We start from the raw sequence: 23837 nt of genomic DNA, 5'->3' as shown, positions 1-23837 counted from the left end.
CCGTCCTTAGATTTCTGCGGGGCTGATGTTCAGCCGTTCCATGCGATAAAGCAGGGTGCGTCGAGGCAAGCCCAGCTCGCGGGCGGCCTGGCTCTGGTTGCCGCCGTTCTTGCGCAGGCAGTCGACTAACAGGTTGCGCTCGACCCGATCCAGCCGCTCGCGCAGGTTCATCGTGCTGTCGAGTTCATCATCCAGCTTGCGCAGATTGAAATGCATTGGCAGCAACTCGCCGGACTCGCAGAGCAGCACGGCACGTTCGACCAAACCCTTCAGCTCGCGCACGTTGCCTGGGAAGCCATAACCAGCGAGCTGTTCCAGCGCGGCGTCGGACCAGCGCACGGTGTCGCGTTGCAGGAAGCCACAGGCGTTCTCGGCGAAATGCCGCGCCAGTCGCAGGATGTCTTGGTCACGTTCGCGCAGGGGCGGCAGTTCGATCGGGAAGATGGAAAGCCGGTAGTACAGATCCTCACGAAAGCGGCCTTCCTCGACGCGCTTGTGCAGGTCCTGGTGGGTTGCGGCAACGATCCGAACATCGACCCTGTGTGTGCGGGTGCTGCCCAGTGGCCGCACTTCGCCTTCCTGCAAGACCCGCAACAGCTTGGCCTGCAAGGTCAAGGGCATGTCGCCAATCTCGTCGAGAAACAGCGTGCCGCCGTTGGCCGCATCGAACAGACCTTCGTGATCGCGCTCCGCGCCGGTAAAAGCGCCTTTGCGATAGCCGAACAGCTCGCTTTCCAGCAGATGCTCCGGCAGTGCTGCGCAATTCTGGACAATAAACGCCTGGCTGCGGCGCGCCCCGCAGTCATGAATGGCCTGGGCGACCAGTTCCTTGCCGGTACCCGTCTCACCGGTGAGCAACACGCTGACCGGATTGTGCAGCACCTTGCCAATCAACCCGTACACGGCACGCATGCGTGAACTGTCACCAATCAGGCCATAGTCACGGGCGCAGGGGCGAGCTACGGGAGTCTCGATTGGAGTGGGTCTCACCGCGCCGCGAAGCCGTTGCAGCAGCTGCACCTGGCCCATCACGAAGCGCCCGAGGTCGGACAGGCTTTCCGCCATCCCGGAAAATTCGTGATTCGTGCTATTAGCGGCGACTAGAACGCCTATTGCGTGGCCTTGCGCGTCCTGCAAGGGGAGGCACAACAGGCTGCGCCAGGCTTCCACCGAACTCGGCAGAAAACCTGTCTGGTGCAGGCTGGTATCGAGCGGCGCAAGGCTGAGCATTCGGTTTTGGCTGAGACAGTATTGAAGAAGCTGTTCGCCGTCATAGTCGCTGGGCATGCTGGCTGGCTCCTGCTGCAGCGTGCCGTCTAACCACTGGGAGGTCCGCGTCAGACGAGTGTGTGTGGCATCCAGCAAATACAGCTGAGTCAGCGGGCAGCCCGTGAACCGGGCGGTCATCTCCACCAGGCTGTTCAGCCAAGTATCGACATCTGCCGCGCCGGTGAGCTGTGCGAAGTGGCCCAGCATCGCGCTGGCGTCGAAGCTCTGTGAGTTGTCCCAACTCACAGGCAGAATCTCAAGCGAACTCACAAACCACCGCCCCGTTGCCATCGAGGGTTGCATGCACGCGCTGCAGGGTTTCGCCGCCAGCCATAGCGTCGAGCAGCCGGTCGACTACCAGCGGTTGCAGGTGCTGGTCGATGAGATGGTCGATCAGCCGCGCGCCGCTTTCGCTATGTGTGCAGCGCTCGGCCAGATGCGCCAGCAAGGCCGGGCAGTGGCTGAACTGCAGCTGACGTCGTGCGAGGCGTTCGCCGAAGCGGGTGAGCTTGAGCTCCACCAGTTCATTCAGCACCTCACCCTCGATTGGGTAATAGGGCACAACGCGCATCCGGCCGAGCAGCGCCGGTTTGAAATGCTGCGTCAGTTGCGGGCGAATGGCCTGCTCCAGATCCTCTGCTGCGGGACGCTTGCCGTTGGCGCAGAGGCTAGCGATGCGGTCGCTGGCGAGGTTGCTGGTCATCAGGATCAGGGTGTTACGGAAGTTGATCTCACGCCCTTCGCCGTCGTTGGCCACACCCTTGTCGAAGATCTGATAGAACACGTTCATTACGTCCGGGTCGGCCTTCTCGACTTCGTCGAGTAGCACCACCGAATAGGGTTTCTGGCGGACGGCCTCGGTGAGCATGCCGCCCTCGCCGTAGCCCACGTAGCCCGGGGGCGCGCCGATCAGTCGGGAAACACTGTGTTTTTCCTGGAATTCGGACATGTTGATGGTGGTGAGAAAGCGCTCACCACCGTAGAGCAGGTCGGCCAGCGCAAGGGCAGTCTCGGTCTTGCCGACCCCGCTTGGGCCGACCAGAAGGAAGACGCCCACCGGCGCGTCGGCGCGGTTTAGACCCGCGGCGGTCGCACGCATCGAGCGGTCCAGCGCCTCGACAGCCTGCTCCTGGCCACGCACCCGCTGGCGCAGGTCGCTGGCGAAGGTCAGTACTTTGCTGTTGTGCTCGCGTGCCAGCTGCGAAAGCGGCACGCCGGTCCAGTGACTGATCACTTCGGCCACTAGGCGTGGGCACACCTCGAAGCTGACCAAACGCTCGTGGGTCTGGGCGCTGGCCAGCTCGACCTGCACGTCCCGCAGCTCCGCTTCCAGAGCATTTATTTCCTGCGTCGTTTGCGTGGACGCTTCGTCAACGGCGGCCTGACGGGCCGACGCGCAGGCCTTGCGCAAGTCCAGTAGCCGCTCGGCGAGCTCGCGCTGGACGGACCAGCGGGTTTCTACTTGTTCGAGTTCGGCGCGTGCTTCGCTCTGCCGGACGTCCAAGGCGTCGAGTGCTTCGCGGTCTACATTCAATCCGGCATCGAGGTCTCGACGTACCGCTTCGCCTTGGCGTTCACCTTCTGCAATTTCTCCACGCAGGCGCTCCAGTGCTTCCGGTGCAGCTGCAAGGCTGATGCGCACGCGGGCGCAGGCGGTGTCCAATACATCGACCGCCTTATCGGGCAGTTGGCGGCCTGCCAGGTAGCGGGCCGACAGTTCTGCGGCGGCTACTACCGCATCGTCGCGCAGGTAGATGCCGTGGCTCTTTTCATAGACCGGCGCAAGGCCGCGAAGGATGGTCACCGCTTCGTCGACGGTTGGCTCGTGCAGCTGGACGGGCTGAAAACGGCGGGTGAGGGCCGGGTCCTTCTCGAAATATTTTTTGTATTCGCTCCAGGTGGTGGCGGCGATGGTGCGCAGCTCACCCCTGGCCAGGGCTGGCTTGAGCAGGTTGGCCGCGTCGCCGCTACCTGCCTGGCCACCCGCGCCGATCAGCGTGTGGGCTTCGTCGATGAACAGGATGATTGGCTTGGGCGAGCCTTTGACTTCATCGATCACGCCCTGCAGGCGGCGCTCGAATTCCCCTTTAACGCTAGCGCCGGCCTGCAGCAGGCCCAGGTCAAGCGCCATGAGCTCGACGCCCTTGAGTACGTCCGGGACTTCGGCGGCCGCAATGCGCAGCGCCAGCCCTTCGACGATGGCGGTCTTGCCGACACCGGCTTCACCCACCACGATCGGGTTGCTTTTGCGCCGGCGGGCGAGGATGTCGATCATCTGGCGGATGGCGCCATCGCGACACAGGACAGGGTCGAGCTTGCCGTCACGGGCCTGCTGAGTGAAGTTGTGGGTGAAGCGTGAGAGGTTCGATTCGCCGCCAGGAGCGGTGGCGCCTGCGGCCTGTTGCGCCGGCTGTTGGGCCAGCGCGAACTCGCGTAGCCGCTCGGCGTTGAGCCTGGCCAGCAACGGTTGGTAGTGACTGCCGGCGTAGCGCATCGGGTTGTGCAACAGCGCCAGGATCAGCGCGGCCTGGTCGATCTGGCTCTGGCCGAGTTCGAGGTTGCCGACCAGCAGGGCGTCCTGCAGCCACTGCACCAGTTCCGCGGAGAACACCGGATTGCGTGACTCGCTGTGCTCGCCACGCGGTTGCAGCGCCTGGGCCAGTGTGCCGGGATCGACGTCTGCATCCTGCAGGGCTCGGTTCAGTAAGCCTTCGGGGCGCTCCAGCAAGCCGAGCAGCAGGTCTTCGACGAGTATCTTACTGCCGCCACGTACCACGCAGCGCTCCGCCGCGGTTTCCAGGTCATGCTTGGTCTGTGCATCCAGGGCCTGGACCAGTTGTTGAAGGTCTACGTTGATCATCTTCATCTTCCTTAATGAGTCTGGCTGCCCAGGGTGACCATGCCGTCGGCGCGCTCGTTGCCGAGCCAGCTGGTCCAGCCGAGGCGGCAGGTGTTGTCTGCGCCGATGCGCAGGTCACGAATATCGTCCTGGCGCAATTGCAGGCGGATGTCATAGTCCAGCGGATCGCGCAGGGTGAAGCGCACCAGTGCACAGAGCGGCTGATAGCCGGTGCCGACCGGCAGGAATTCGTGAAAGCGGTCCCAACTGAGTTGCCGGATGTGGATGCGGAACTTGCCGCCACGGTCGCGTACTCGCTCGCCCAATACCAGGTTCTCGCCAAGTTGGCTGTTGGCGCGACCGAGGCGGTTCTGCTGCTCGGCGAGAATTTCGACCTGGCGCTCAAGGCACTGCTCGATGCGCAGGTCGGCGTGCTTGAAGTAGTAGCGCAGTACCGACTCGATCAAAGCCGCCGAGTGCGCGCGCAGGCTGAGCAGCCCCAAGTACGGCAGTAGGCGCTTCCAGTTCAACTCCGAGGCGGCACGGATTTGCTCACCGCCGAGGCCGATGAGGGCGAACAGCTGTTCGGACAGCGGGTCGCGTGCGCCAGTGCTGAAGCGCGCGCGGTAACGGTACTTCTGCCAGATCGGCAGAATCAGGCGCTGCAGACGATTGTTGAACAGGTCCAGAAATTCGCGTGTCGGGTTGCCCTCGGCGCTATCGCCGAGGGCCTGCTCACCATAGAAGGCAGGCAGTGGCGAGCCGGCCCCGAAGAGGCTGACCAGGTTGATCCGCAGTTGTGCGCGCAGTTGCCCATGCTCTTCGAAGAAGTGCACGCTGTCGACGTCGCTGCCGGGGAAGCCCAGGCTCGGGTTGGCCTGGAACTCGAGGTGCTCGTAGAGCGCCTCTTCGTCCAGGTCAGGATGGGCAGCTTTCAGACGGTCCATCACCAGTAGCACACCCTGGAACAGGCTGTACTCGCGGATGCCCCGGCTGAACCGGTTTAGAGCAGGGGCTGCTGCCCCATACGTGGCGTCCATTGGTACACCTCTCCCTGTGTGCTCTTGACGCGCAGCTCGTGATACGAGTTGAGGCTTGCGTATAGCGCAAAGAATTCATTGAGTATCGAAGCAAAGAGGAACAGGTCTCCCTCGCCCAGATAGCCCTCGGGGTCCATCACCAGTTCCGTTCGCACGCCGCGTACCGGCAGACCTCGGTGCAACCGGTCGACGTGTTGATGGCCGATTTGCTTGAGTCCGCCGAGCAGTCGCTTGCTGACCTTCTCGGCATGCTGGTCGTAGTAACGGGGCAAGTCATAGGTCTCGAGAATGACCTTGAGCGCCTCGACATTGGCCAGCGACAGGTAGTTGAGCGACATGTTGCTGATCAGCTTCCAGAGGAAGTCGCGGTGCAGCGGTGGCGCGTAGCTCGGGGTCACCGCACTGATGTTGCGGAAGGTCAGGAACTCCGGCGTATCTTCGCTGGGCAGACAGATATCGCCCAGACGCAGCTGGCGCGGCAGGTTCTGGTTGGTGCAGGTCAGCTCGATGGACAACGTCTCGTGTTGGTCGAGGTTGCGCAGGCCAAAGCTGAGGTAAGTCTCAAGCCCGTCGCCAAGCATCGAGGGTTGCTGGCGCACGCTGTAATGAGGACGCGCCACGGGTACGTCAAAGCTGGGATCGTGCTCGAAGGATTCGAACGGCACGTATTCCTCGTAGCCCATGCCGCCGGGTTTCCAACCGGTGACGCGGTCAACCGAGAAGACGCCGCACTGGTTGCTGTCGAGCTCAGACGGCATCAGCAGGTATTGGTCCTGCTTGCCGTCGAGACGGATCGGGATGGCGTCGTGCTCGAACAGGTTGACGATCGGCGTGCAATACAGCCGCACGTTATCCAGGGTTGGGCGGATCCGCTGCACGCCGGCCTTATGAATGTCGAAGCGCAGCTCGAAGCCACGGGCCTGCTCCAATACTTCTGGTGGCAGTCGCTTGATGGCGTCGAGGCCAAGCAGGTCGACGAACAGGAATTTCTCCTGGAAGGCGAAGTACTCCTGCAGGTAGCGATAGCCCCGAAAGGTGTTGAGCGGATAGGGGATGAGCGCCTGATCTTCGGCAAAGCCCACCGGCTGCAGCTTCGACTGATCGAGTTGCAACGCCGGCAACGCCATACCGAAACCATCGGTGAACGGTTTGCCCTGAGCATCCAGCGCAACCAGTTGCACACCGTCGAGATGACGCAAAAGGCTCAGGTAAAGCATCTGGCTGATGTAGCGCTCGCCGGCCAGGTGCAGGCGCAGCTGCTTGAGGTTCAACTCGCCCAGATGCCCGTCGGCCGTCATCTGCAGACGCAGGCTCAGCAGCGCTCCACCACCCTTGACCGAATAGTCCAGCCCGTCGAGCGCCAGCGGTAAAACCTCGGTGGCGTAGGCGGTGCGAAAGCGGCAGGTCACGCCCTGAATCGGCTTGGATTCGACCGGCGTGTTGCGCGGCACCATTAGCGCAGGGCCGGGCCGTTTGAGCGGATCGAATTGCAACATGCTGAAAGCCGGCAGCGGGCGCATATAGTTCGGCCAGAGCAGGTGCATCAGGGAATGGGTTAGCTCCGGCAGCTCGTCATCGAGCTTCTGGCGCAGCCGCCCGGTGAGAAAGGCGAAGCCTTCGAGCAGCCGCTCAACATCCGGGTCGCGCCCGGCCTGACCGAGAAACGGCGCCAGCGCCGGGCTACGCTCGGCAAAGCGTTTGCCGAGCTGGCGCAGGGCGGTGAGTTCGCTCTGGTAGTAATGGTTAAAAGACATTCGAAGCGCTCTTCCTTGGGCGTAGGGTCATGGACACAGGGCGGTGTCACGAATTTTCCAGGCGTGTATGGAGTTGCCTCTGCGTTCGTGATGCGAGCGTCCGAGCTGCGCAAGAAACCCTGGTTTGTCGAGCGAAAGCGAATTGCCATTCGCGGTCATATCGAGGCGATAGGTATCAGGAACGCTATTTTCCAACTCATCATTGAAGGATATGTAGGACAGCACTTCGATGACTTCGCCAACTGCCACGCGCTTGTTCGATACAAACGGCTCTTTGGCGTTGGAATATTCATAAGCGGTGATATCGACCGGATAGCTGCAGAGATTTTCCAGGTCGGCGATAAACACCGTTTTCGATTGCGCTGTGCAACCTCCGAGGACGAACAGGGAAAGCAGGACGAGGTGCGTAGTCGTAGTCAAGGGAAAGACCAAGATTTGGGTGCATATAGCCCCCGAGAAATTGTGGCCTGTTCCCGAATGCATGTCCGAACGTACGCAAATGCTTTTTTGAACACTCAAGTGAGCACCTCGCTCCATTCCGCAGTAGCGCCACTATTCAGAAGGTACTGTTCCTTCTCGAATGGCGTGCGAGTCGACCAGAAAGGCAACCAGATGCGGCTCCACCAGTATTCGAGGCTACCCTGCTTATCCATCTCCATCTCGATGGGCTCCATTTTCGGAAAGGCAAACCAGGGGGGAGGGGGGGCCCGAAAGTGCGAATCGAATGCTCGAATTAAGGGAGCCGAATTGGTGGTCGATTCGACAATTATTCCGCCGAACTCTTCGTGGTAGGCAATTGCCAGAGTTTCCTGATTTTCATTCTTTAGAGTTGTGCCGTTTTTTAGCGCCTGATTGCCAAATCGGCTCGTTATGAGTTCTTGCAATTCGGAAAACTCGTCGTGCTTGAGCAGGACAATCAAGTAGTAGGCATATAGGTTTTGCTCGCCTAGAAAGGTCTTGGCGGGATACGGATTAAAGCGTTCGTTTCCCTTGACGATATCTGGGCTGTCGGGTGCAGGCGCAAAAAGCGAGTGGCATCGTTCTTTTCTGAAATTGGCCAGCATGGATCTGATCAGCTTCATTCGCACCTCCTCGTAACGCGGGTCTTTTTATCAGTTTTCATAAATATGGTCGGCCACCCAGTCCGCGCCGAAATAACCTGCGGCACCGAAAATGATGCCGCCGATCAGGCCTGTCGCGATAGCTCCCGGACCGCTTTCAATGCCCACCGCTGCGCCAGCTATTCCACCTACCTTGAAGCCGGCCCATGCCATTCCCCAACCGCCCGCTTGTCGAACCAACTCGGCGGAAATGGGGTTGGCACTACCAATCTCAATCGATTCTCGGCTGGCTTGAGCCAGGTCATAGGCGGTGAATGCGATGCCTAAGACCTGGACCACGCGCGCTGTCCTGATCACCGATTCGGTAAGCTTTAGGCTGTTCGGATTGAAAATTGCGCTGGCGGGCACCTTCTTACCGTGAATTAGCACTTCCTTATCTATGTCGCGTACATAGCCAGCGATCTGATCAATGCGCTTTGATAGATGCGGATTGCTCTTCTTATAGTTCTCTAGCTCAACTAGGATCTCGGTGGTGGTTACCAGCTTAAGGCCGGCTTGCTGAGCTTTGTTGATATCGATGAAGATGCTACGTCCATCGAAGCGTGGTGAGCCTTGAGGGAAGATGGAACTAGTGGATATGTATTGGGAAATATTCTTCCCATTCCCCATGACATGTTCCGCAATTGAGTAGGGCGCGTTCGGGCCCTTGGGCAGCATTCCGTACCGCTCGGGCGTAAGTTCGGAGAGCTCCTGAAGTGGTGCCAGATTCATTTGCTTCATGTAGGGGCTTTTGTCAGATGCGTAGATTTTACGCACCAGAAATCCATCCTTACCGGCTTCTTCCACCACGATGAAGAAGAAGGCGCGGGCAGGCATAAGATAACCAGGCACATCAGTGATTGAGCCTGGTGTTTCGTTGGTTTCGGCTGTGCATGTGTACTGGCTCATGACTGTGCCCACTTTTCTAGAGCTTCTACACCAGTAGTTATTTCCAAAGGCTCCTTTTGAGTGGTGCGTATTCGTGGTGTTGACCCGGTCTCATCGGAAAAGCCTTTATAAATATTGCCCGCTTGATCCTTGATGAAATAAGGCACATTGGCCAATGGCCGACCATCGTCGCTAAGAATCCGGAACTGCTCATCGAAATGATTGGTAAAGGAGAGTGGTTGAATCGGCGAGAAGCCCGCCCGCCCCCCACTCGCCCCAATTATCACCGTCCCCGAACCCGCCGCAACCGTATTGCCATGACTACCCACGGTGCCCACTGTGGTCGCCGGCATGCCGTTGATCAGCACCGCGGGGACTACCGCGCTGGCCAGCGCACTGCCGCAGGACGTGGGGTCGCCCATGCGTGCGGCGGGCATGCCGTCGAATAGCACGTCAGGAGAGCCGGCCGCGATCGGGTTGGTGCCGTGGCCCTTCTTCGGACAATCGGTAGGGTCGCCCAGTCGGGCTGCGGGTTTACCGGACATCAGGCTCTCCTTAGTGGACTTTCACTTGTCCGCTGCCGTCCAGGCTCGCGGAAAAACTTACATGGCGCTTGAAGCCGTCAACTTCCAGCAGACCTTCGATGGCGAAGGACAGGCTCAGCGGGTCGTGCGTGCGGGGCAGGGATATCACCCGGACCTGGCTCAAGCGGGGTTCGTACGCTTCGATGAAGCGTTCGATGGCGATACGCGCCTGTTGCAGCGAGTCGTGCAGTGACAGGCGCATATCGTTCAAATCGGGCAACCCGTAGTCGGGCAGCGTTTGCACGCTGCCCGCCCGAGTGCTGAGCATTTTGGCCAGATGGGCAGCCACCGAAGCCATTGCCGCGACTTCGCGACTCCAGCCGGCGCGCTTGTCGGCGTCACCGCCGAGGCGTTCGAAAAGGCTGCCGTAGGCCATGGATGTTTATTCCTTGTCCAGCTTGCCAACCAGCGACAGGGTGAAATCAGCACCCATGTACTTGAAGTGCGGACGCACGTTCAGGCTGACGCGGTACCAGCCCGGCTCTCCGTCGACATCGCTGACGACGACTTGCGCGGCGCGCAACGGACGACGGCTACGGACTTCGGAGCTCGGGTTCTCCTGGTCAGCCACGTACTGGCGAATCCACTTGTTCAGTTCCAGCTCCAGGTCGGTACGCTCTTTCCAAGCGCCGATCTGTTCGCGCTGCAGCACTTTGAGGTAGTGCGCCAGGCGGTTGACGATGAACAGGTAAGGCAGCTGGGTGCCGAGCTTGTAGTTCAGCTCAGCGTTCTTGCCTTCCTCGCTGTTGCCGAAGAACTTTGGCTTTTGCGCCGAGTTGGCCGAGAAGAATGCGGCGTTGTCGCTACCCTTGCGCATGGTCAGGGCGATGAAGCCTTCTTCGGCCAGTTCGTATTCACGACGGTCGGAGACCAGCACTTCGGTCGGGATCTTGGTTTCGATTTCGCCCATGCTCTCGAAGTGGTGCAGCGGCAGGTCTTCGACGGCGCCACCGCTCTGCGGGCCGATGATGTTCGGGCACCAACGGAATTTGGCGAAGCTGTCGGTCAGGCGGCTGGCAAAGGTGTACGCGGTGTTGCCCCACAGATAATGCTCGTGGCTGTTGGCGACGTTTTCCTTGTACACGAAGGATTTGACCGGGTTGTCTTCCGGATCGTAGGGGTTGCGCAGCAGGAAGCGTGGGACGGTCAGGCCGACGTAACGGGCATCTTCCTGCTCGCGGAAGCTCTGCCACTTCGCGAACTGCGGGCCTTCGAAGTGATCCTTCAGATCCTTCAGGTCCGGCAGACCGGTGAAGCTTTCCAGACCAAAGAATTTCGGGCCGGCCGCGGCGATGAAGGGGGCGTGGGACATGCTGGCGACCGAGGCCACATGCTGCATGGTCTTGATGTCCGGCGCGCTCGGGTCGAAGAAGTAGTTGGCGATCAGGGCGCCGACCGGCTGGCCACCGAACTGGCCGTACTCGGCGGTGTAGATGTGCTTGTACAGGCCGGATTGGACAACTTCCGGGCTGTCTTCGAAATCGTCGAGCAGGTCTTGCTTGGACGCGTTGAGCACTTCGAGCTTGATGTTCTCGCGGAAATTGGTGCGATCGACCAGCAGCTTGAGGCCGCGCCAGGAAGATTCCAGCGCCTGGAACTGCTGGTGATGGAGGATCTCGTCCATCTGACGGCTGAGCTTGGCGTCAATTTCCGCGATCATGCGGTCGACCATGGCCTTCTTGACCGGCTCGTGCTCGTTCTGTGGCTTGAGGAGTTCTTCGATGAAGGCCGATACGCCGCGCTTGGCGATGTCGTAGGCCTCGTCGTCCGGGGTCAGTTTGGTTTCGGCGATGATGCGGTCGAGGATGCCGAGTTCGGCGAGGTTCTTGCCGCTTTCGACGGCTGCTGCGCTAGTGCTCATGGTGTTGGCGTTCCTTGTCGGAGTAATCAGGCGTCCAGTTGTTCTTTGGCGGCGAGGCCTAGCTCACCGAGTACGCGGTCGCGCGAGACATCGTCGGCCAGTACGCTCTCGATCGCCTTGCGGAAGGCTGGGGCATTCCCTAGGGGGCCTTTGAGGGCGACCAGTGCGTCGCGCAGTTCCATCAGCTTTTTCAGTTCCGGAACCTGCTCAACCAGGTTGGCCGGGTTGAAGTCCTTCATCGAATTGATGTTCAGTTGCACGGCCAGCTCTTCATCGGTGGGCTCGTCCTGCAGACGGTTCGGCACCGAGAAGGTGAGGTTCAGCTCCTGCTTCGCCAGGACCTCGTCGAAGCTGTTCTTGTCGATGGCGATCGGCTTGCGGTCTTCGATCTTGCGATCGTCGGCACGCTGGGTGAAATCACCGAGCACCATCAACTTCAGTGGCAGCTCCAGCTCTTCCTGAGCACCGCCGGTCGAGGGCTTGAAGGTGACGTTGATGCGTTCTTTGGGGGCTACCGAGCCTTCTTTGGCCATGGGTTTTCTCCTTTGGTTTACGGCCCGGGGGCCTAATCGAGTACCACTTCGAGGTCGAGGTGGCACAGCCTGCGGTAAATCTCATCCTTGCTTTCACGCACGGCGTGGTTCTGCGGCAGCAGCTCACAGCAGCTATGCAACAGACGCAGCACCTCGAGGGCGAGATCGGGTTCCCAGTCGCCCAGGCCCGTGGCCTGCAGCGTCTGATCGAGGGATTCGAGTTGGGTTTTGGCCAGGTCGTATTTCTTGGCCTGGAAGCACAAGCGAGCTAAGGTCAGCTGCCAGAAGAAGCGCTCACGCCCGCCTTGGGCCTGGTTCAGCCCAAGCTTGAGCTTCTGCACTGCGCTCTTGAGACCGTCCTTTCGCAGCTGGGGAAGCACTTCCTGAAGCGCTTCTTCCCAGGCGGGCGTCCCGCCGCTCTGGCTGTTGAGCGATTCGCTGGGGGCTTGTGCCGGTTGTACATGCGGCATCACCCTGGCGCTGATCCAAGCGCGGGTCTCGGCATCGGCGAAAGGGGTGCCGTCATGGAAGCGCAACTCATCAAGACCCGGCATGCGTTGCAGGAACAGAGCGAGCTGGATTTCAACCTCGCGCATCGCCTGTTCAGCGTCGAGTTCGTTCAAGCATTCCCAGGCCAGGCGCTGGCCGTCGAGCCAGAAGGGGGCTCGCGCAATGCTCGCCTCCAGATCCGCTAGCAGATCGGCATACAGCCCCTGGGAGAAGCGCTCGCGATAGCTCGCGAGCTTGTCTGCCGGAATGCCGCGTAGCGCTGTGATCTGCTCGGCGTTGCGTTCGGGAAGGCTATCGATCGACAGCCAAAGCAGGGTGCGAGCCAGCCGTAGCGGCTTGAGGTCGGTGGCTTTCTGCTTGAGCCACCAGCCGCAAAGGGGGCGGGCCTGATCCTGTAAGCTGCGCAGGCTCTTGTGAGCGTCTTTCTCGTGCTCGACCGGGGTGGTGGCCGTGAATACCTGCGCCGCTACCTGCTTGACCTGGGCTATCGCTGCACCGACAGCTCCTGGCTGCGGATGCGCAGCGCCGGCTCGTTTGACCATTTCCTCGAGTCGGCGGCACAGAGGCAATAGGAGAGGAGCCTGTGTTCCGAGCTTCGCCGCCAGGCAGCCTTCGAGGCTGCGCAGCTCGACCGCGATCTGCTCGAACAGTGGGAGCTGTTCGCCCATCGGCACATGGTCTGCGACCACCTGTTCCATGCGAGGGACCAGCCAGGTGATCGCAGCGGTACGAGTGCGGTCCTTGCGTGGGTGGATATCGTCCCAATGGTCGCGACAGAAGAAGCCGAGCATGGACAGGCCAGCATGCAATCCGAGAAACGAATCACGCTGATACAGGCTCCAGGTCAGCCAAGCCGCAATACGTAAATCTTTAGTTTGGGTGCTGAGCAGGTCTTCGCTGCCTTCGCGCACGGCTTCCCAGTCTACGGACCCCGCAGCGTGCAATGACGACGCCTTGCCGAGCTCCTGCTCCAGCCGCTCATACGCAGCGGCATAGCGAACATCTTCGCCTGCGAAGCAGGTGGCTGTGATGGGAGCTTTCGCTACCGCCAATACATGAGCGGCTAGCTTGCTTGAAAACGTCATTCCCTGACTCGACTGATGCCTGCCTAAGCGTTGTGCTTTGCAGGTGCGCTTCATGCGCAACGACTTGCTACGTGCCAAAACCCTGCACGTCATTGAGGTGCGAATGCTAGGCAGGAAGAGTGAACCCGACTGTGAAGTGGTTTCCATCTAAGGCGATAGAGCGACCGAAGACGCAGGGGGTGTGGCCGAGATGAGCAGTAGTTAACTTATTGGCGCTCGATAAAGATGAACCTCTGTTCGGATTATTGGTCGCCCCACCTTCGATGCCGGGAGCGCCAGTGCTCAACCAAGAAGATGTCTCTCTATATAGATAGAAAAACGCGAGCTAGAAGATACGTATCTCGGAAACTAAGAAAACCGTTGACGTGACATTCTGAGGCCCTATAATGCCCACCTTCTCCGGCGCAGTCCTTTGGCGAAACCTCTTGTAAATCAAGAAGTTAGCAAAAATAAAGGCTTGCACGGATGGCGAATTCGAGTAGAATGCGTCGGGCTGACAGGGTGGCGGTTTCGCACTGTTGGCAGCTTCGGTCAGGTTGGTCGGAAGCGGTTGAAAGAGGTGGTTGACAGCGGTTTTGGACGCTGTATGATTCGCCTCCCGCTGACGAGAGGCGCTAGCTTGATCGGAAGCGCAAGCGGTTGAGGAGAAAGAAAAACTTCTTCAAAAACAGCTTGACGAGATACAAGGCTGCTGTAGAATGCGCGGCCTCGGTTGAGACGAAAGACTTGATCGAAACGCTCTTTAACAACTGAATCAAGCAATTCGTGTGGGTGCTTGTGAGGTAAGACTGGTAGTCAGCAAGATTATCAGCATCACAATGTACTCAACGAGAAATCATTGAGTGCTCTTCTTGAGGGTGACCTTTGGAAGAGATTGCGATTGCTGAGCCAAGTTTAGGGGTTTCTCAAAACCCATGCAGTATTGAACTGAAGAGTTTGATCATGGCTCAGATTGAACGCTGGCGGCAGGCCTAACACATGCAAGTCGAGCGGATGAAGGGAGCTTGCTCTCTGATTCAGCGGCGGACGGGTGAGTAATGCCTAGGAATCTGCCTGATAGTGGGGGACAACGTTTCGAAAGGAACGCTAATACCGCATACGTCCTACGGGAGAAAGCAGGGGACCTTCGGGCCTTGCGCTATCAGATGAGCCTAGGTCGGATTAGCTAGTTGGTGAGGTAATGGCTCACCAAGGCGACGATCCGTAACTGGTCTGAGAGGATGATCAGTCACACTGGAACTGAGACACGGTCCAGACTCCTACGGGAGGCAGCAGTGGGGAATATTGGACAATGGGCGAAAGCCTGATCCAGCCATGCCGCGTGTGTGAAGAAGGTCTTCGGATTGTAAAGCACTTTAAGTTGGGAGGAAGGGCATTAACCTAATACGTTAGTGTTTTGACGTTACCGACAGAATAAGCACCGGCTAACTTCGTGCCAGCAGCCGCGGTAATACGAAGGGTGCAAGCGTTAATCGGAATTACTGGGCGTAAAGCGCGCGTAGGTGGTTTGTTAAGTTGGATGTGAAAGCCCCGGGCTCAACCTGGGAACTGCATCCAAAACTGGCAAGCTAGAGTATGGCAGAGGGTGGTGGAATTTCCTGTGTAGCGGTGAAATGCGTAGATATAGGAAGGAACACCAGTGGCGAAGGCGACCACCTGGGCTAATACTGACACTGAGGTGCGAAAGCGTGGGGAGCAAACAGGATTAGATACCCTGGTAGTCCACGCCGTAAACGATGTCGACTAGCCGTTGGGATCCTTGAGATCTTAGTGGCGCAGCTAACGCATTAAGTCGACCGCCTGGGGAGTACGGCCGCAAGGTTAAAACTCAAATGAATTGACGGGGGCCCGCACAAGCGGTGGAGCATGTGGTTTAATTCGAAGCAACGCGAAGAACCTTACCAGGCCTTGACATGCAGAGAACTTTCCAGAGATGGATTGGTGCCTTCGGGAACTCTGACACAGGTGCTGCATGGCTGTCGTCAGCTCGTGTCGTGAGATGTTGGGTTAAGTCCCGTAACGAGCGCAACCCTTGTCCTTAGTTACCAGCACGTAATGGTGGGCACTCTAAGGAGACTGCCGGTGACAAACCGGAGGAAGGTGGGGATGACGTCAAGTCATCATGGCCCTTACGGCCTGGGCTACACACGTGCTACAATGGTCGGTACAAAGGGTTGCCAAGCCGCGAGGTGGAGCTAATCCCATAAAACCGATCGTAGTCCGGATCGCAGTCTGCAACTCGACTGCGTGAAGTCGGAATCGCTAGTAATCGTGAATCAGAATGTCACGGTGAATACGTTCCCGGGCCTTGTACACACCGCCCGTCACACCATGGGAGTGGGTTGCTCCAGAAGTAGCTAGTCTAACCTTCGGGAGGACGGTTACCACGGAGTGATTCATGACTGGGGTGAAGTCGTAACAAGGTAGCCGTAGGGGAACCTGCGGCTGGATCACCTCCTTAATCGAAGACTTCAGCTTCTTCATAAGTTCCCACACGAATTGCTTGATTCACTAGCGAAAAGCGATTGGGTTTCGACCCGAGAGAGACGATTGGGTCTGTAGCTCAGTTGGTTAGAGCGCACCCCTGATAAGGGTGAGGTCGGCAGTTCGAATCTGCCCAGACCCACCAATTGTCATGGGATGTGGCCGATCTGTAGATGGGGCCATAGCTCAGCTGGGAGAGCGCCTGCCTTGCACGCAGGAGGTCAGCGGTTCGATCCCGCTTGGCTCCACCATCATTCTCGCCATCGCTTGAAAGCACAGAAATGAATGTATTCCTTAGGGAGTGTATTGATTTCTGGTCTTTGCGCCAGTAACTGTTCTTTAAAAATTTGGGTATGTGATAGAAGTAGATTTGAGTGGTCACTTTCACTGGTGATTATTCAAGTCAAGGTAAAATTTGCGAGATGCTCGAGAGAGCAAAATGCGGATTTTCGGCGAATGTCGTCTTCACGTTATAGACAGTAACCAGATTGCTTGGGGTTATATGGTCAAGTGAAGAAGCGCATACGGTGGATGCCTTGGCAGTCAGAGGCGATGAAAGACGTGGTAGCCTGCGAAAAGCTTCGGGGAGTCGGCAAACAGACTGTGATCCGGAGATGTCTGAATGGGGGAACCCAGCCATCATAAGATGGTTATCACACACTGAATACATAGGTGTGTGAGGCGAACCAGGGGAACTGAAACATCTAAGTACCCTGAGGAAAAGAAATCAACCGAGATTCCCTTAGTAGTGGCGAGCGAACGGGGACTAGCCCTTAAGCTTCTTTGATTTTAGCGGAACGCTCTGGAAAGTGCGGCCATAGTGGGTGATAGCCCTGTACGCGAAAAGGTCTTAGAAGTGAAATCGAGTAGGACGGAGCACGAGAAACTTTGTCTGAATATGGGGGGACCATCCTCCAAGGCTAAATACTACTGACTGACCGATAGTGAACTAGTACCGTGAGGGAAAGGCGAAAAGAACCCCGGAGAGGGGAGTGAAATAGATCCTGAAACCGTATGCGTACAAGCAGTGGGAGCCTACTTTGTTAGGTGACTGCGTACCTTTTGTATAATGGGTCAGCGACTTATTTTCAGTGGCGAGCTTAACCGAATAGGGGAGGCGTAGCGAAAGCGAGTCTTAATAGGGCGTCTAGTCGCTGGGAATAGACCCGAAACCGGGCGATCTATCCATGGGCAGGTTGAAGGTTGGGTAACACTAACTGGAGGACCGAACCGACTACCGTTGAAAAGTTAGCGGATGACCTGTGGATCGGAGTGAAAGGCTAATCAAGCTCGGAGATAGCTGGTTCTCCTCGAAAGCTATTTAGGTAGCGCCTCGTGTATCACTGCTGGGGGTAGAGCACTGTTTCGGCTAGGGGGTCATCCCGACTTACCAAACCGATGCAAACTCCGAATACCAGCAAGTGTCAGCACGGGAGACACACGGCGGGTGCTAACGTCCGTCGTGAAAAGGGAAACAACCCAGACCGTCAGCTAAGGTCCCAAAATCCTGGTTAAGTGGGAAACGATGTGGGAAGGCTCAGACAGCTAGGAGGTTGGCTTAGAAGCAGCCACCCTTTAAAGAAAGCGTAATAGCTCACTAGTCGAGTCGGCCTGCGCGGAAGATGTAACGGGGCTCAAACCAGGTACCGAAGCTACGGGTTCATCGTAAGATGAGCGGTAGAGGAGCGTTCTGTAAGCCTGTGAAGGTGAGTTGAGAAGCTTGCTGGAGGTATCAGAAGTGCGAATGCTGACATGAGTAACGACAATGGGAGTGAAAAACTCCCACGCCGAAAGACCAAGGGTTCCTGCGCAACGTTAATCGACGCAGGGTGAGTCGGTCCCTAAGGCGAGGCTGAAGAGCGTAGTCGATGGGAAACGGGTTAATATTCCCGTACTTCTAGTTACTGCGATGGGGGGACGGAGAAGGCTAGGCCAGCTTGGCGTTGGTTGTCCAAGTTTAAGGTGGTAGGCAGAGATCTTAGGTAAATCCGGGATCTTAATGCCGAGAACTGATGACGATCCTTCTTTTAGAAGGAGAAGTGGTTGATGCCATGCTTCCAGGAAAAGCCTCTAAGCTTCAGGTAACTAGGAACCGTACCCCAAACCGACACAGGTGGTTGGGTAGAGAATACCAAGGCGCTTGAGAGAACTCGGGTGAAGGAACTAGGCAAAATGGCACCGTAACTTCGGGAGAAGGTGCGCCGGTGAGGGTGAAGGGTTTACCCCGTAAGCTCATGCCGGTCGAAGATACCAGGCCGCTGCGACTGTTTATTAAAAACACAGCACTCTGCAAACACGAAAGTGGACGTATAGGGTGTGACGCCTGCCCGGTGCCGGAAGGTTAATTGATGGGGTTAGCGCAAGCGAAGCTCTTGATCGAAGCCCCGGTAAACGGCGGCCGTAACTATAACGGTCCTAAGGTAGCGAAATTCCTTGTCGGGTAAGTTCCGACCTGCACGAATGGCGTAACGATGGCGGCGCTGTCTCCACCCGAGACTCAGTGAAATTGAAATCGCTGTGAAGATGCAGTGTATCCGCGGCTAGACGGAAAGACCCCGTGAACCTTTACTATAGCTTTGCACTGGACTTTGAATTTGCTTGTGTAGGATAGGTGGGAGGCTTTGAAGCGTGGACGCCAGTTCGCGTGGAGCCAACCTTGAAATACCACCCTGGCAACTTTGAGGTTCTAACTCTGGTCCGTTATCCGGATCGAGGACAGTGTATGGTGGGTAGTTTGACTGGGGCGGTCTCCTCCTAAAGAGTAACGGAGGAGTACGAAGGTGCGCTCAGACCGGTCGGAAATCGGTCGTAGAGTATAAAGGCAAAAGCGCGCTTGACTGCGAGACAGACACGTCGAGCAGGTACGAAAGTAGGTCTTAGTGATCCGGTGGTTCTGTATGGAAGGGCCATCGCTCAACGGATAAAAGGTACTCCGGGGATAACAGGCTGATACCGCCCAAGAGTTCATATCGACGGCGGTGTTTGGCACCTCGATGTCGGCTCATCACATCCTGGGGCTGAAGCCGGTCCCAAGGGTATGGCTGTTCGCCATTTAAAGTGGTACGCGAGCTGGGTTTAGAACGTCGTGAGACAGTTCGGTCCCTATCTGCCGTGGACGTTTGAGATTTGAGAGGGGCTGCTCCTAGTACGAGAGGACCGGAGTGGACGAACCTCTGGTGTTCCGGTTGTCACGCCAGTGGCATTGCCGGGTAGCTATGTTCGGAAGAGATAACCGCTGAAAGCATCTAAGCGGGAAACTTGCCTCAAGATGAGATCTCACTGGAGCCTTGAGCTCCCTGAAGGGCCGTCGAAGACTACGACGTTGATAGGTTGGGTGTGTAAGCGCTGTGAGGCGTTGAGCTAACCAATACTAATTGCCCGTGAGGCTTGACCATATAACACCCAAACAATTTGATGTTTGTGTGTCAGACGGTTGAAGTCGACAAACAAACCGAAAAGACGCATCGCTCGCAAGCGACAGCAATACCGAAACACCATCACATACCCAATTAGGGGAAGCGACTCAACACCGACTCCCCAACCGAATTGCTTGACGACCATAGAGCGTTGGAACCACCTGATCCCATCCCGAACTCAGTAGTGAAACGACGCATCGCCGATGGTAGTGTGGGGTCTCCCCATGTGAGAGTAGGTCATCGTCAAGCTTCTACACCAAACCCCCGATACTCGTAAGAGTATCGGGGGTTTGTCTTTGCAAGACAGAAAAGACACTGCCCACGGGCTAGATAACGGCGTGGTTTATCTGGCCTTTCGCTCGTTACAACCAGGCAGCACAATCCCGTTAAGTTGGCGTCTCGGTCAATCACCTAGGACTCGCTAGGTGGATTACTTCAGCGTGCTGTGCCAAAACTTTCATGCTTACGTCACCCCCGCAGTCGCCAGTCGGGCTGGTGACCCGGCTGGTGCCCCGTGGTTCGCGGAGATCTAGGGCTATGGCCAACCGCATTGCACACCGAATTCAGTCTGCGGATTCGCTTCATCGCATCGGCCCGGTCCGAAGTCGGAACCCTGGCTCTAAACATTACCGTTTACTTAGCTCTCATGAATAAAGGGGAAACGGTATCCGAAATTTCGGGACGCTTGTTCGGGAAGCAAGGCTAGGCGGGTATTAGCCCACAGTTGCAAGCTGCTAAGCGTGTGACCGTTAGCGCAGCCTGGTCTGTTCGGGTGTTCGTAGCGGGCGCGGCCGGCTCTAGGGGCTGGCCCCATCCTAGGGGTCACGCGGAGCGCCATCCCTTCGGCTCGTTGCGATCAGAACAGGAAATACCGCTGTGCCATCGGCAGCACTTCGGCGGGTTCGCACCAAAGCAGCTGACCGTCGGCGCGGACCTGGTAGTTCTGCGGATCGACTTGGATATCCGGCGTGTAGTCGTTATGGATCAGGTCCTTCTTCTGCACCGAACGGCAGCCCTTCACCACGCCGATCTTCTTTTTCAGCCCTAGCTGCTCCGGCACGCCGGCCTCGAAGGCGGCCTGGCTGATGAAGGTGAAGCTCGATGCATGCAGCGAGCCGCCGTAGCTCGCGAACATTGGCCGGTAGTGCACCGGCTGTGGCGTCGGGATCGAGGCGTTGGCGTCACCCATCAGGCTGGCGACAATTGCGCCTCCCTTGAGGATCAGCGTCGGCTTCACTCCAAAGAACGCCGGGCGCCAGAGCACCAGGTCGGCCCACTTGCCCACTTCGATGGAGCCCACTTCATGGCTGACGCCGTGGGTGATCGCCGGGTTGATGGTGTACTTGGCGATGTAGCGCTTGGCGCGGAAGTTGTCGTTGCCGGCGCCATCGCCGGGCAGGGCGCCGCGCTGCTTCTTCATTTTATCCGCGGTCTGCCAGGTGCGGGTGATCACTTCGCCGACGCGGCCCATGGCCTGACTGTCGGAGCTGATCATCGAGAAGGCACCGAGGTCATGCAGGATGTCTTCGGCCGCAATCGTCTCGCGGCGAATCCGGCTCTCGGCGAAGGCCACGTCCTCGGCAATGCTTGGGTCCAGGTGGTGGCAGACCATGAGCATGTCCAGGTGCTCGTCGATGGTGTTGCGGGTGAATGGTCGCGTGGGGTTGGTCGAGCTGGGTAACACGTTCGGCAGGCTGCAGGCCTTGATGATGTCCGGCGCGTGGCCGCCGCCGGCACCCTCGGTGTGGTAGGTGTGGATGGTGCGGCCCTTGAATGCGCCGAGGGTCGTCTCGACGAAGCCGGACTCGTTCAGCGTGTCGGTGTGGATCGCCACCTGCACATCGTACTGATCCGCCACGTTCAGGCAGTTGTTGATGGCCGCCGGGGTGGTGCCCCAGTCTTCGTGCAGCTTGAGGCCGATGGCGCCGGCCTTGACCTGCTCGATCAGGGGCTCGGGCAGCGAGGCGTTGCCCTTGCCGGTGAAGCCGATGTTCATCGGGAAGGCGTCAGCGGCCTTGAGCATCATCGCCATGTGCCAGGGGCCGGGCGTCACCGTGGTGGCGTTCGTGCCCGTAGCCGGCCCGGTGCCGCCGCCAATCATGGTGGTGACGCCGCTCATCAAGGCCTCCTCGATCTGCTGCGGGCAGATGAAGTGGATATGCGAGTCGATGCCGCCGGCGGTGAGAATCATGCCTTCACCAGCGATAACCTCGGTTGCGGCGCCGATGGCAAAGGTCACGTCGGGCTGGATGTCCGGATTGCCGGCCTTGCCGATGGCGGCGATACGGCCATCCTTGAGGCCGACATCGGCTTTGACGATGCCCCAATGGTCGAGGATCAGCGCATTGGTGATTAGCGTGTCGACCACATCCGCGGCGCACAGCTGGCCCTGGCCCATGCCGTCACGGATAACCTTACCGCCGCCGAACTTCACTTCCTCGCCATAGGTGGTGAAGTCCTTTTCGACCTCGATCCACAGCTCGGTATCGGCCAGGCGCACCTTGTCGCCGACGGTGGGGCCGAACATGTCGGCGTAGGCTTGGCGGGATATCTTCATTGAATCTCATCCTGTCCGTAGGGTGGACAACGCGAAGCGTGTCCACCAGCAATCTGGGTGGTGGAAAAGCATTCGGCGTTTTCCACGGGGGTGGCCATCCACCCAACGAAATAACGCTGCGTCAGAGTGCGCCCATCACCCGTCCGGCAAAGCCGAACACCCGGCGGTCCCCGGCCAAATCGACCAGCTCCACGTCGCGGCTCTGACCTGGCTCGAAACGCACGGCGGTGCCGGCGGGAATGTTCAGCCGCATGCCACGAGCTGCGGCGCGGTCGAAGGCGAGCGCATCGTTGGTTTCGAAGAAGTGGTAGTGCGAGCCGACCTGGATCGGACGGTCGCCGCTGTTGGCCACACAGAGGGTCAGGGTGCGGCGGCCGGCGTTGAGCTCGATGTCGCCGTCCTGGATCTGGTATTCGCCGGGAATCATGAAGACCTCATGGAGAGACGTTTGTAGTAGAGAACGGTGGGGTGATAGGTGCCGTCAGGCCGTGCGGCGTAGTCGGGGATTTCTCCGGCACGTTGATACTCGAGCCGTTGGTAAAAGGCTTCAGCGGGACTGCCCGCTTCTGTATCGAGGTATAGCAAACCGCGTTGCGTGCGTACCGCTTGATGCTCAAGCGCGTGCATCAAACGCGCGCCGATGCCGCGCCGGCGAGCAGCCTGATGGACCAGTAGTTTGTTGACCTCGGCGCGATTGAGTCCGTTGGGTTTGAGACAAAGTGCAAGCTGGACGCTTCCGATGACGCTTTGGCCCTCGGTTGCCACCCACAGGAGAGACTGACGGGTGCGGAGCGCCTGCTCGACCCCGTCAAAGTAGTCGTGCGCCTGTCCTGCCTCTAGATCATCAAGGAAACCGACCGAAGCGCCCTGTCCGACCGCATCAAGCAGCAACTCGACCAGGCCGTCGCGGTACGAGGCGAATTCACCGGCATCCACCGAGACGATGTTGATCACATCGTTTCGATGATCGACGACCTGGTCGAGCGGAGCAGTCATGGCAGCTTCCTCTCCGGTGTCAGTACCAGCTGCATCAAAGTCAGATCCAGCCAGCGATCGAACTTGCAGCCCACCTGGCGCATCTGGGCTGCATGAGTGAATCCGAGTTGTTGGTGCATATGGACCGATGCTCGGTTCTCGCTTTCGATTGCCGCGACCATTACGTGCTTACCAAGCTGCCGGGCGCGCTCGATAAGGGTTTGCATTAGGCTGCGGCCGATGCCGCTGCCGCGGTGGTCAGGGCTGACATACACTGAATTTTCGACGGTATGACGAAAGCCGTCGTGAGGCCGCCAGGGGCCAAAGGAGGCGTAGCCGGCTACCTTTTGCTCGTCATCAATTGCGACGAGGACGGGATAGCCCTGTTCGTGGCGCTCGGCCAGCCAGGCGCGGCGGTTGTCGAGGTCGACGAGGCGGTCGTTCCAGATCGCCGTGCTGTTCTGCACCGCGTCGTTGTAGATCTGCAGGATGCCTTCGAGGTCGGCGTCCAGGGCGTCACGTATCTGCACGTTTGAATCCTTCAAAAAGCGGTTCGGGGTCGAAGCGGACGCTGCCGCCATAGACATGGACCTGCATTTCAGGGGATTGGTTGATGCACGGTGACCAGCTTGGTGCCGTCGGGAAATGTCGCCTCGACCTGGATTTCCGGAATCATCTCGGGGACGCCTTCCATCACCTGCTCGCGGGTCAGCAGGGTAGTGCCGAAGTGCATCAGCTCGGCAACCGTCCTGCCGTCGCGGGCGCCTTCGAGCAACGCCGCGGAGATAAAGGCCATCGCCTCGGGGTAGTTCAGCTTGACGCCGCGCGCCAGGCGTCGCTCGGCTACCAGCCCGGCGGTGAAGATAAGCAGCTTGTCTTTCTCTCTCGGTGACAGATCCATAACAGCTCCAGTCGTAGGATGGATGTCGCTTTCTACATCCA

The 23837-nt window shown here is 58.5% G+C and carries 17 protein-coding genes, 2 tRNA genes and 3 rRNA genes; 5 read left to right on the top strand and 17 right to left on the bottom strand.

Annotated elements, in window-relative coordinates; all coding sequences use genetic code 11:
* Nucleotides 1-6: 6 nt before the first annotated feature.
* The 12 genes from K4O48_RS17115 to tssA form a co-directional block, all read right to left on the bottom strand.
* Nucleotides 7-1476 carry a sigma-54-dependent Fis family transcriptional regulator gene (locus K4O48_RS17115; protein ID WP_260523747.1) on the bottom strand — a complete coding sequence of 490 codons (1470 nt, stop codon included), beginning with the start codon at nucleotides 1474-1476 and terminating at the stop codon, nucleotides 7-9.
* A gap of 49 nt (nucleotides 1477-1525) precedes the next feature.
* Nucleotides 1526-4135, bottom strand: coding sequence for a type VI secretion system ATPase TssH (gene tssH, locus K4O48_RS17110; RefSeq protein WP_222909553.1), 2610 nt, complete (start codon nucleotides 4133-4135; stop codon nucleotides 1526-1528).
* A gap of 5 nt (nucleotides 4136-4140) precedes the next feature.
* Nucleotides 4141-5148 carry a type VI secretion system baseplate subunit TssG gene (gene tssG, locus K4O48_RS17105; RefSeq protein WP_222909552.1) on the bottom strand — a complete coding sequence of 336 codons (1008 nt, stop codon included), beginning with the start codon at nucleotides 5146-5148 and terminating at the stop codon, nucleotides 4141-4143.
* The gene (gene tssF / locus K4O48_RS17100; protein ID WP_222909551.1) at nucleotides 5112-6902 is read right to left on the bottom strand and encodes a type VI secretion system baseplate subunit TssF; all 1791 of its coding nucleotides are present in this window, start codon (nucleotides 6900-6902) and stop codon (nucleotides 5112-5114) included. Before tssF ends, tssG begins: the two co-directional genes overlap by 37 nt.
* A 27-nt stretch (nucleotides 6903-6929) precedes the next feature.
* A complete protein-coding gene (locus K4O48_RS17095) occupies nucleotides 6930-7250 on the bottom strand; it encodes a hypothetical protein (protein WP_260523651.1) in 321 nt (106 codons plus the stop codon).
* Between the two features lie 167 nt (nucleotides 7251-7417).
* Nucleotides 7418-7984, bottom strand: a complete 567-nt coding sequence (locus K4O48_RS17090) for a hypothetical protein (protein WP_222909550.1) — start codon at nucleotides 7982-7984, stop codon at nucleotides 7418-7420.
* Nucleotides 7985-8014: 30 nt separating this feature from the next.
* On the bottom strand, nucleotides 8015-8911 hold the full coding sequence (locus tag K4O48_RS17085; RefSeq protein WP_222909549.1) for a glycine zipper family protein: 897 nt from the start codon (nucleotides 8909-8911) through the stop codon (nucleotides 8015-8017).
* Nucleotides 8908-9435, bottom strand: a complete 528-nt coding sequence (locus K4O48_RS17080; protein ID WP_222909548.1) for a PAAR domain-containing protein — start codon at nucleotides 9433-9435, stop codon at nucleotides 8908-8910. The genes K4O48_RS17085 and K4O48_RS17080 overlap by 4 nt, the downstream gene beginning before the upstream one ends.
* A gap of 10 nt (nucleotides 9436-9445) precedes the next feature.
* The gene (gene tssE / locus K4O48_RS17075) at nucleotides 9446-9850 is read right to left on the bottom strand and encodes a type VI secretion system baseplate subunit TssE (protein WP_222909547.1); all 405 of its coding nucleotides are present in this window, start codon (nucleotides 9848-9850) and stop codon (nucleotides 9446-9448) included.
* Between the two features lie 6 nt (nucleotides 9851-9856).
* Entirely contained in the window at nucleotides 9857-11335 is a 1479-nt protein-coding gene (tssC, locus tag K4O48_RS17070) for a type VI secretion system contractile sheath large subunit (protein ID WP_222909546.1), read from the bottom strand.
* Nucleotides 11336-11361: 26 nt separating this feature from the next.
* On the bottom strand, nucleotides 11362-11868 hold the full coding sequence (gene tssB, locus K4O48_RS17065) for a type VI secretion system contractile sheath small subunit (RefSeq protein ID WP_025240329.1): 507 nt from the start codon (nucleotides 11866-11868) through the stop codon (nucleotides 11362-11364).
* Nucleotides 11869-11900: 32 nt separating this feature from the next.
* Nucleotides 11901-13463: a type VI secretion system protein TssA gene (gene tssA / locus K4O48_RS17060; RefSeq protein WP_222909545.1), complete on the bottom strand. Its 1563-nt coding sequence runs from the start codon at nucleotides 13461-13463 to the stop codon at nucleotides 11901-11903.
* A gap of 924 nt (nucleotides 13464-14387) precedes the next feature.
* Between tssA and K4O48_RS17055 the strand changes: the two genes are divergently transcribed.
* From K4O48_RS17055 to rrf, 5 genes are all read left to right on the top strand, one after another.
* Nucleotides 14388-15924, top strand: a 16S ribosomal RNA gene (locus K4O48_RS17055).
* 91 nt (nucleotides 15925-16015) lie between these two features.
* Nucleotides 16016-16092, top strand: a tRNA-Ile gene (locus K4O48_RS17050).
* Nucleotides 16093-16122: 30 nt separating this feature from the next.
* Nucleotides 16123-16198 (top strand) — tRNA-Ala (locus tag K4O48_RS17045).
* Between the two features lie 253 nt (nucleotides 16199-16451).
* Nucleotides 16452-19342: ribosomal RNA gene (locus K4O48_RS17040) — 23S ribosomal RNA — on the top strand.
* A 154-nt stretch (nucleotides 19343-19496) separates the two neighbouring features.
* Nucleotides 19497-19612, top strand: a 5S ribosomal RNA gene (gene rrf, locus K4O48_RS17035).
* Together the 16S, 23S and 5S rRNA genes with 2 tRNA genes alongside form the textbook arrangement of a ribosomal RNA operon.
* A 607-nt stretch (nucleotides 19613-20219) precedes the next feature.
* Here the strand turns inward: rrf and ureC are convergent.
* The 5 genes from ureC to ureA form a co-directional block, all read right to left on the bottom strand.
* Nucleotides 20220-21920: an urease subunit alpha gene (ureC, locus tag K4O48_RS17030; RefSeq protein WP_222909544.1), complete on the bottom strand. Its 1701-nt coding sequence runs from the start codon at nucleotides 21918-21920 to the stop codon at nucleotides 20220-20222.
* Nucleotides 21921-22041: 121 nt separating this feature from the next.
* Nucleotides 22042-22347 carry an urease subunit beta gene (locus K4O48_RS17025; protein WP_127840170.1) on the bottom strand — a complete coding sequence of 102 codons (306 nt, stop codon included), beginning with the start codon at nucleotides 22345-22347 and terminating at the stop codon, nucleotides 22042-22044.
* Complete coding sequence (locus tag K4O48_RS17020) at nucleotides 22344-22916, bottom strand: GNAT family N-acetyltransferase (protein ID WP_222909543.1); 573 nt, start codon at nucleotides 22914-22916, stop codon at nucleotides 22344-22346. Before K4O48_RS17020 ends, K4O48_RS17025 begins: the two co-directional genes overlap by 4 nt.
* A complete protein-coding gene (locus tag K4O48_RS17015; protein ID WP_312846490.1) occupies nucleotides 22913-23425 on the bottom strand; it encodes an N-acetyltransferase family protein in 513 nt (170 codons plus the stop codon). The genes K4O48_RS17020 and K4O48_RS17015 overlap by 4 nt, the downstream gene beginning before the upstream one ends.
* Before the next feature lie 68 nt (nucleotides 23426-23493).
* Nucleotides 23494-23796, bottom strand: a complete 303-nt coding sequence (gene ureA, locus K4O48_RS17010) for an urease subunit gamma (protein WP_222909541.1) — start codon at nucleotides 23794-23796, stop codon at nucleotides 23494-23496.
* Between the last annotated feature and the right edge of the window lie 41 nt (nucleotides 23797-23837).

The sequence above is a fragment of the Pseudomonas sp. DNDY-54 genome (assembly GCF_019880365.1).
In the GTDB taxonomy this organism is placed as follows: Bacteria; Pseudomonadota; Gammaproteobacteria; order Pseudomonadales; family Pseudomonadaceae; genus Stutzerimonas; species Stutzerimonas stutzeri_P.
The sequence above is the reverse complement of the archived record's forward strand: the minus strand, read 5'-3'. Positions and strand labels throughout refer to the sequence as shown.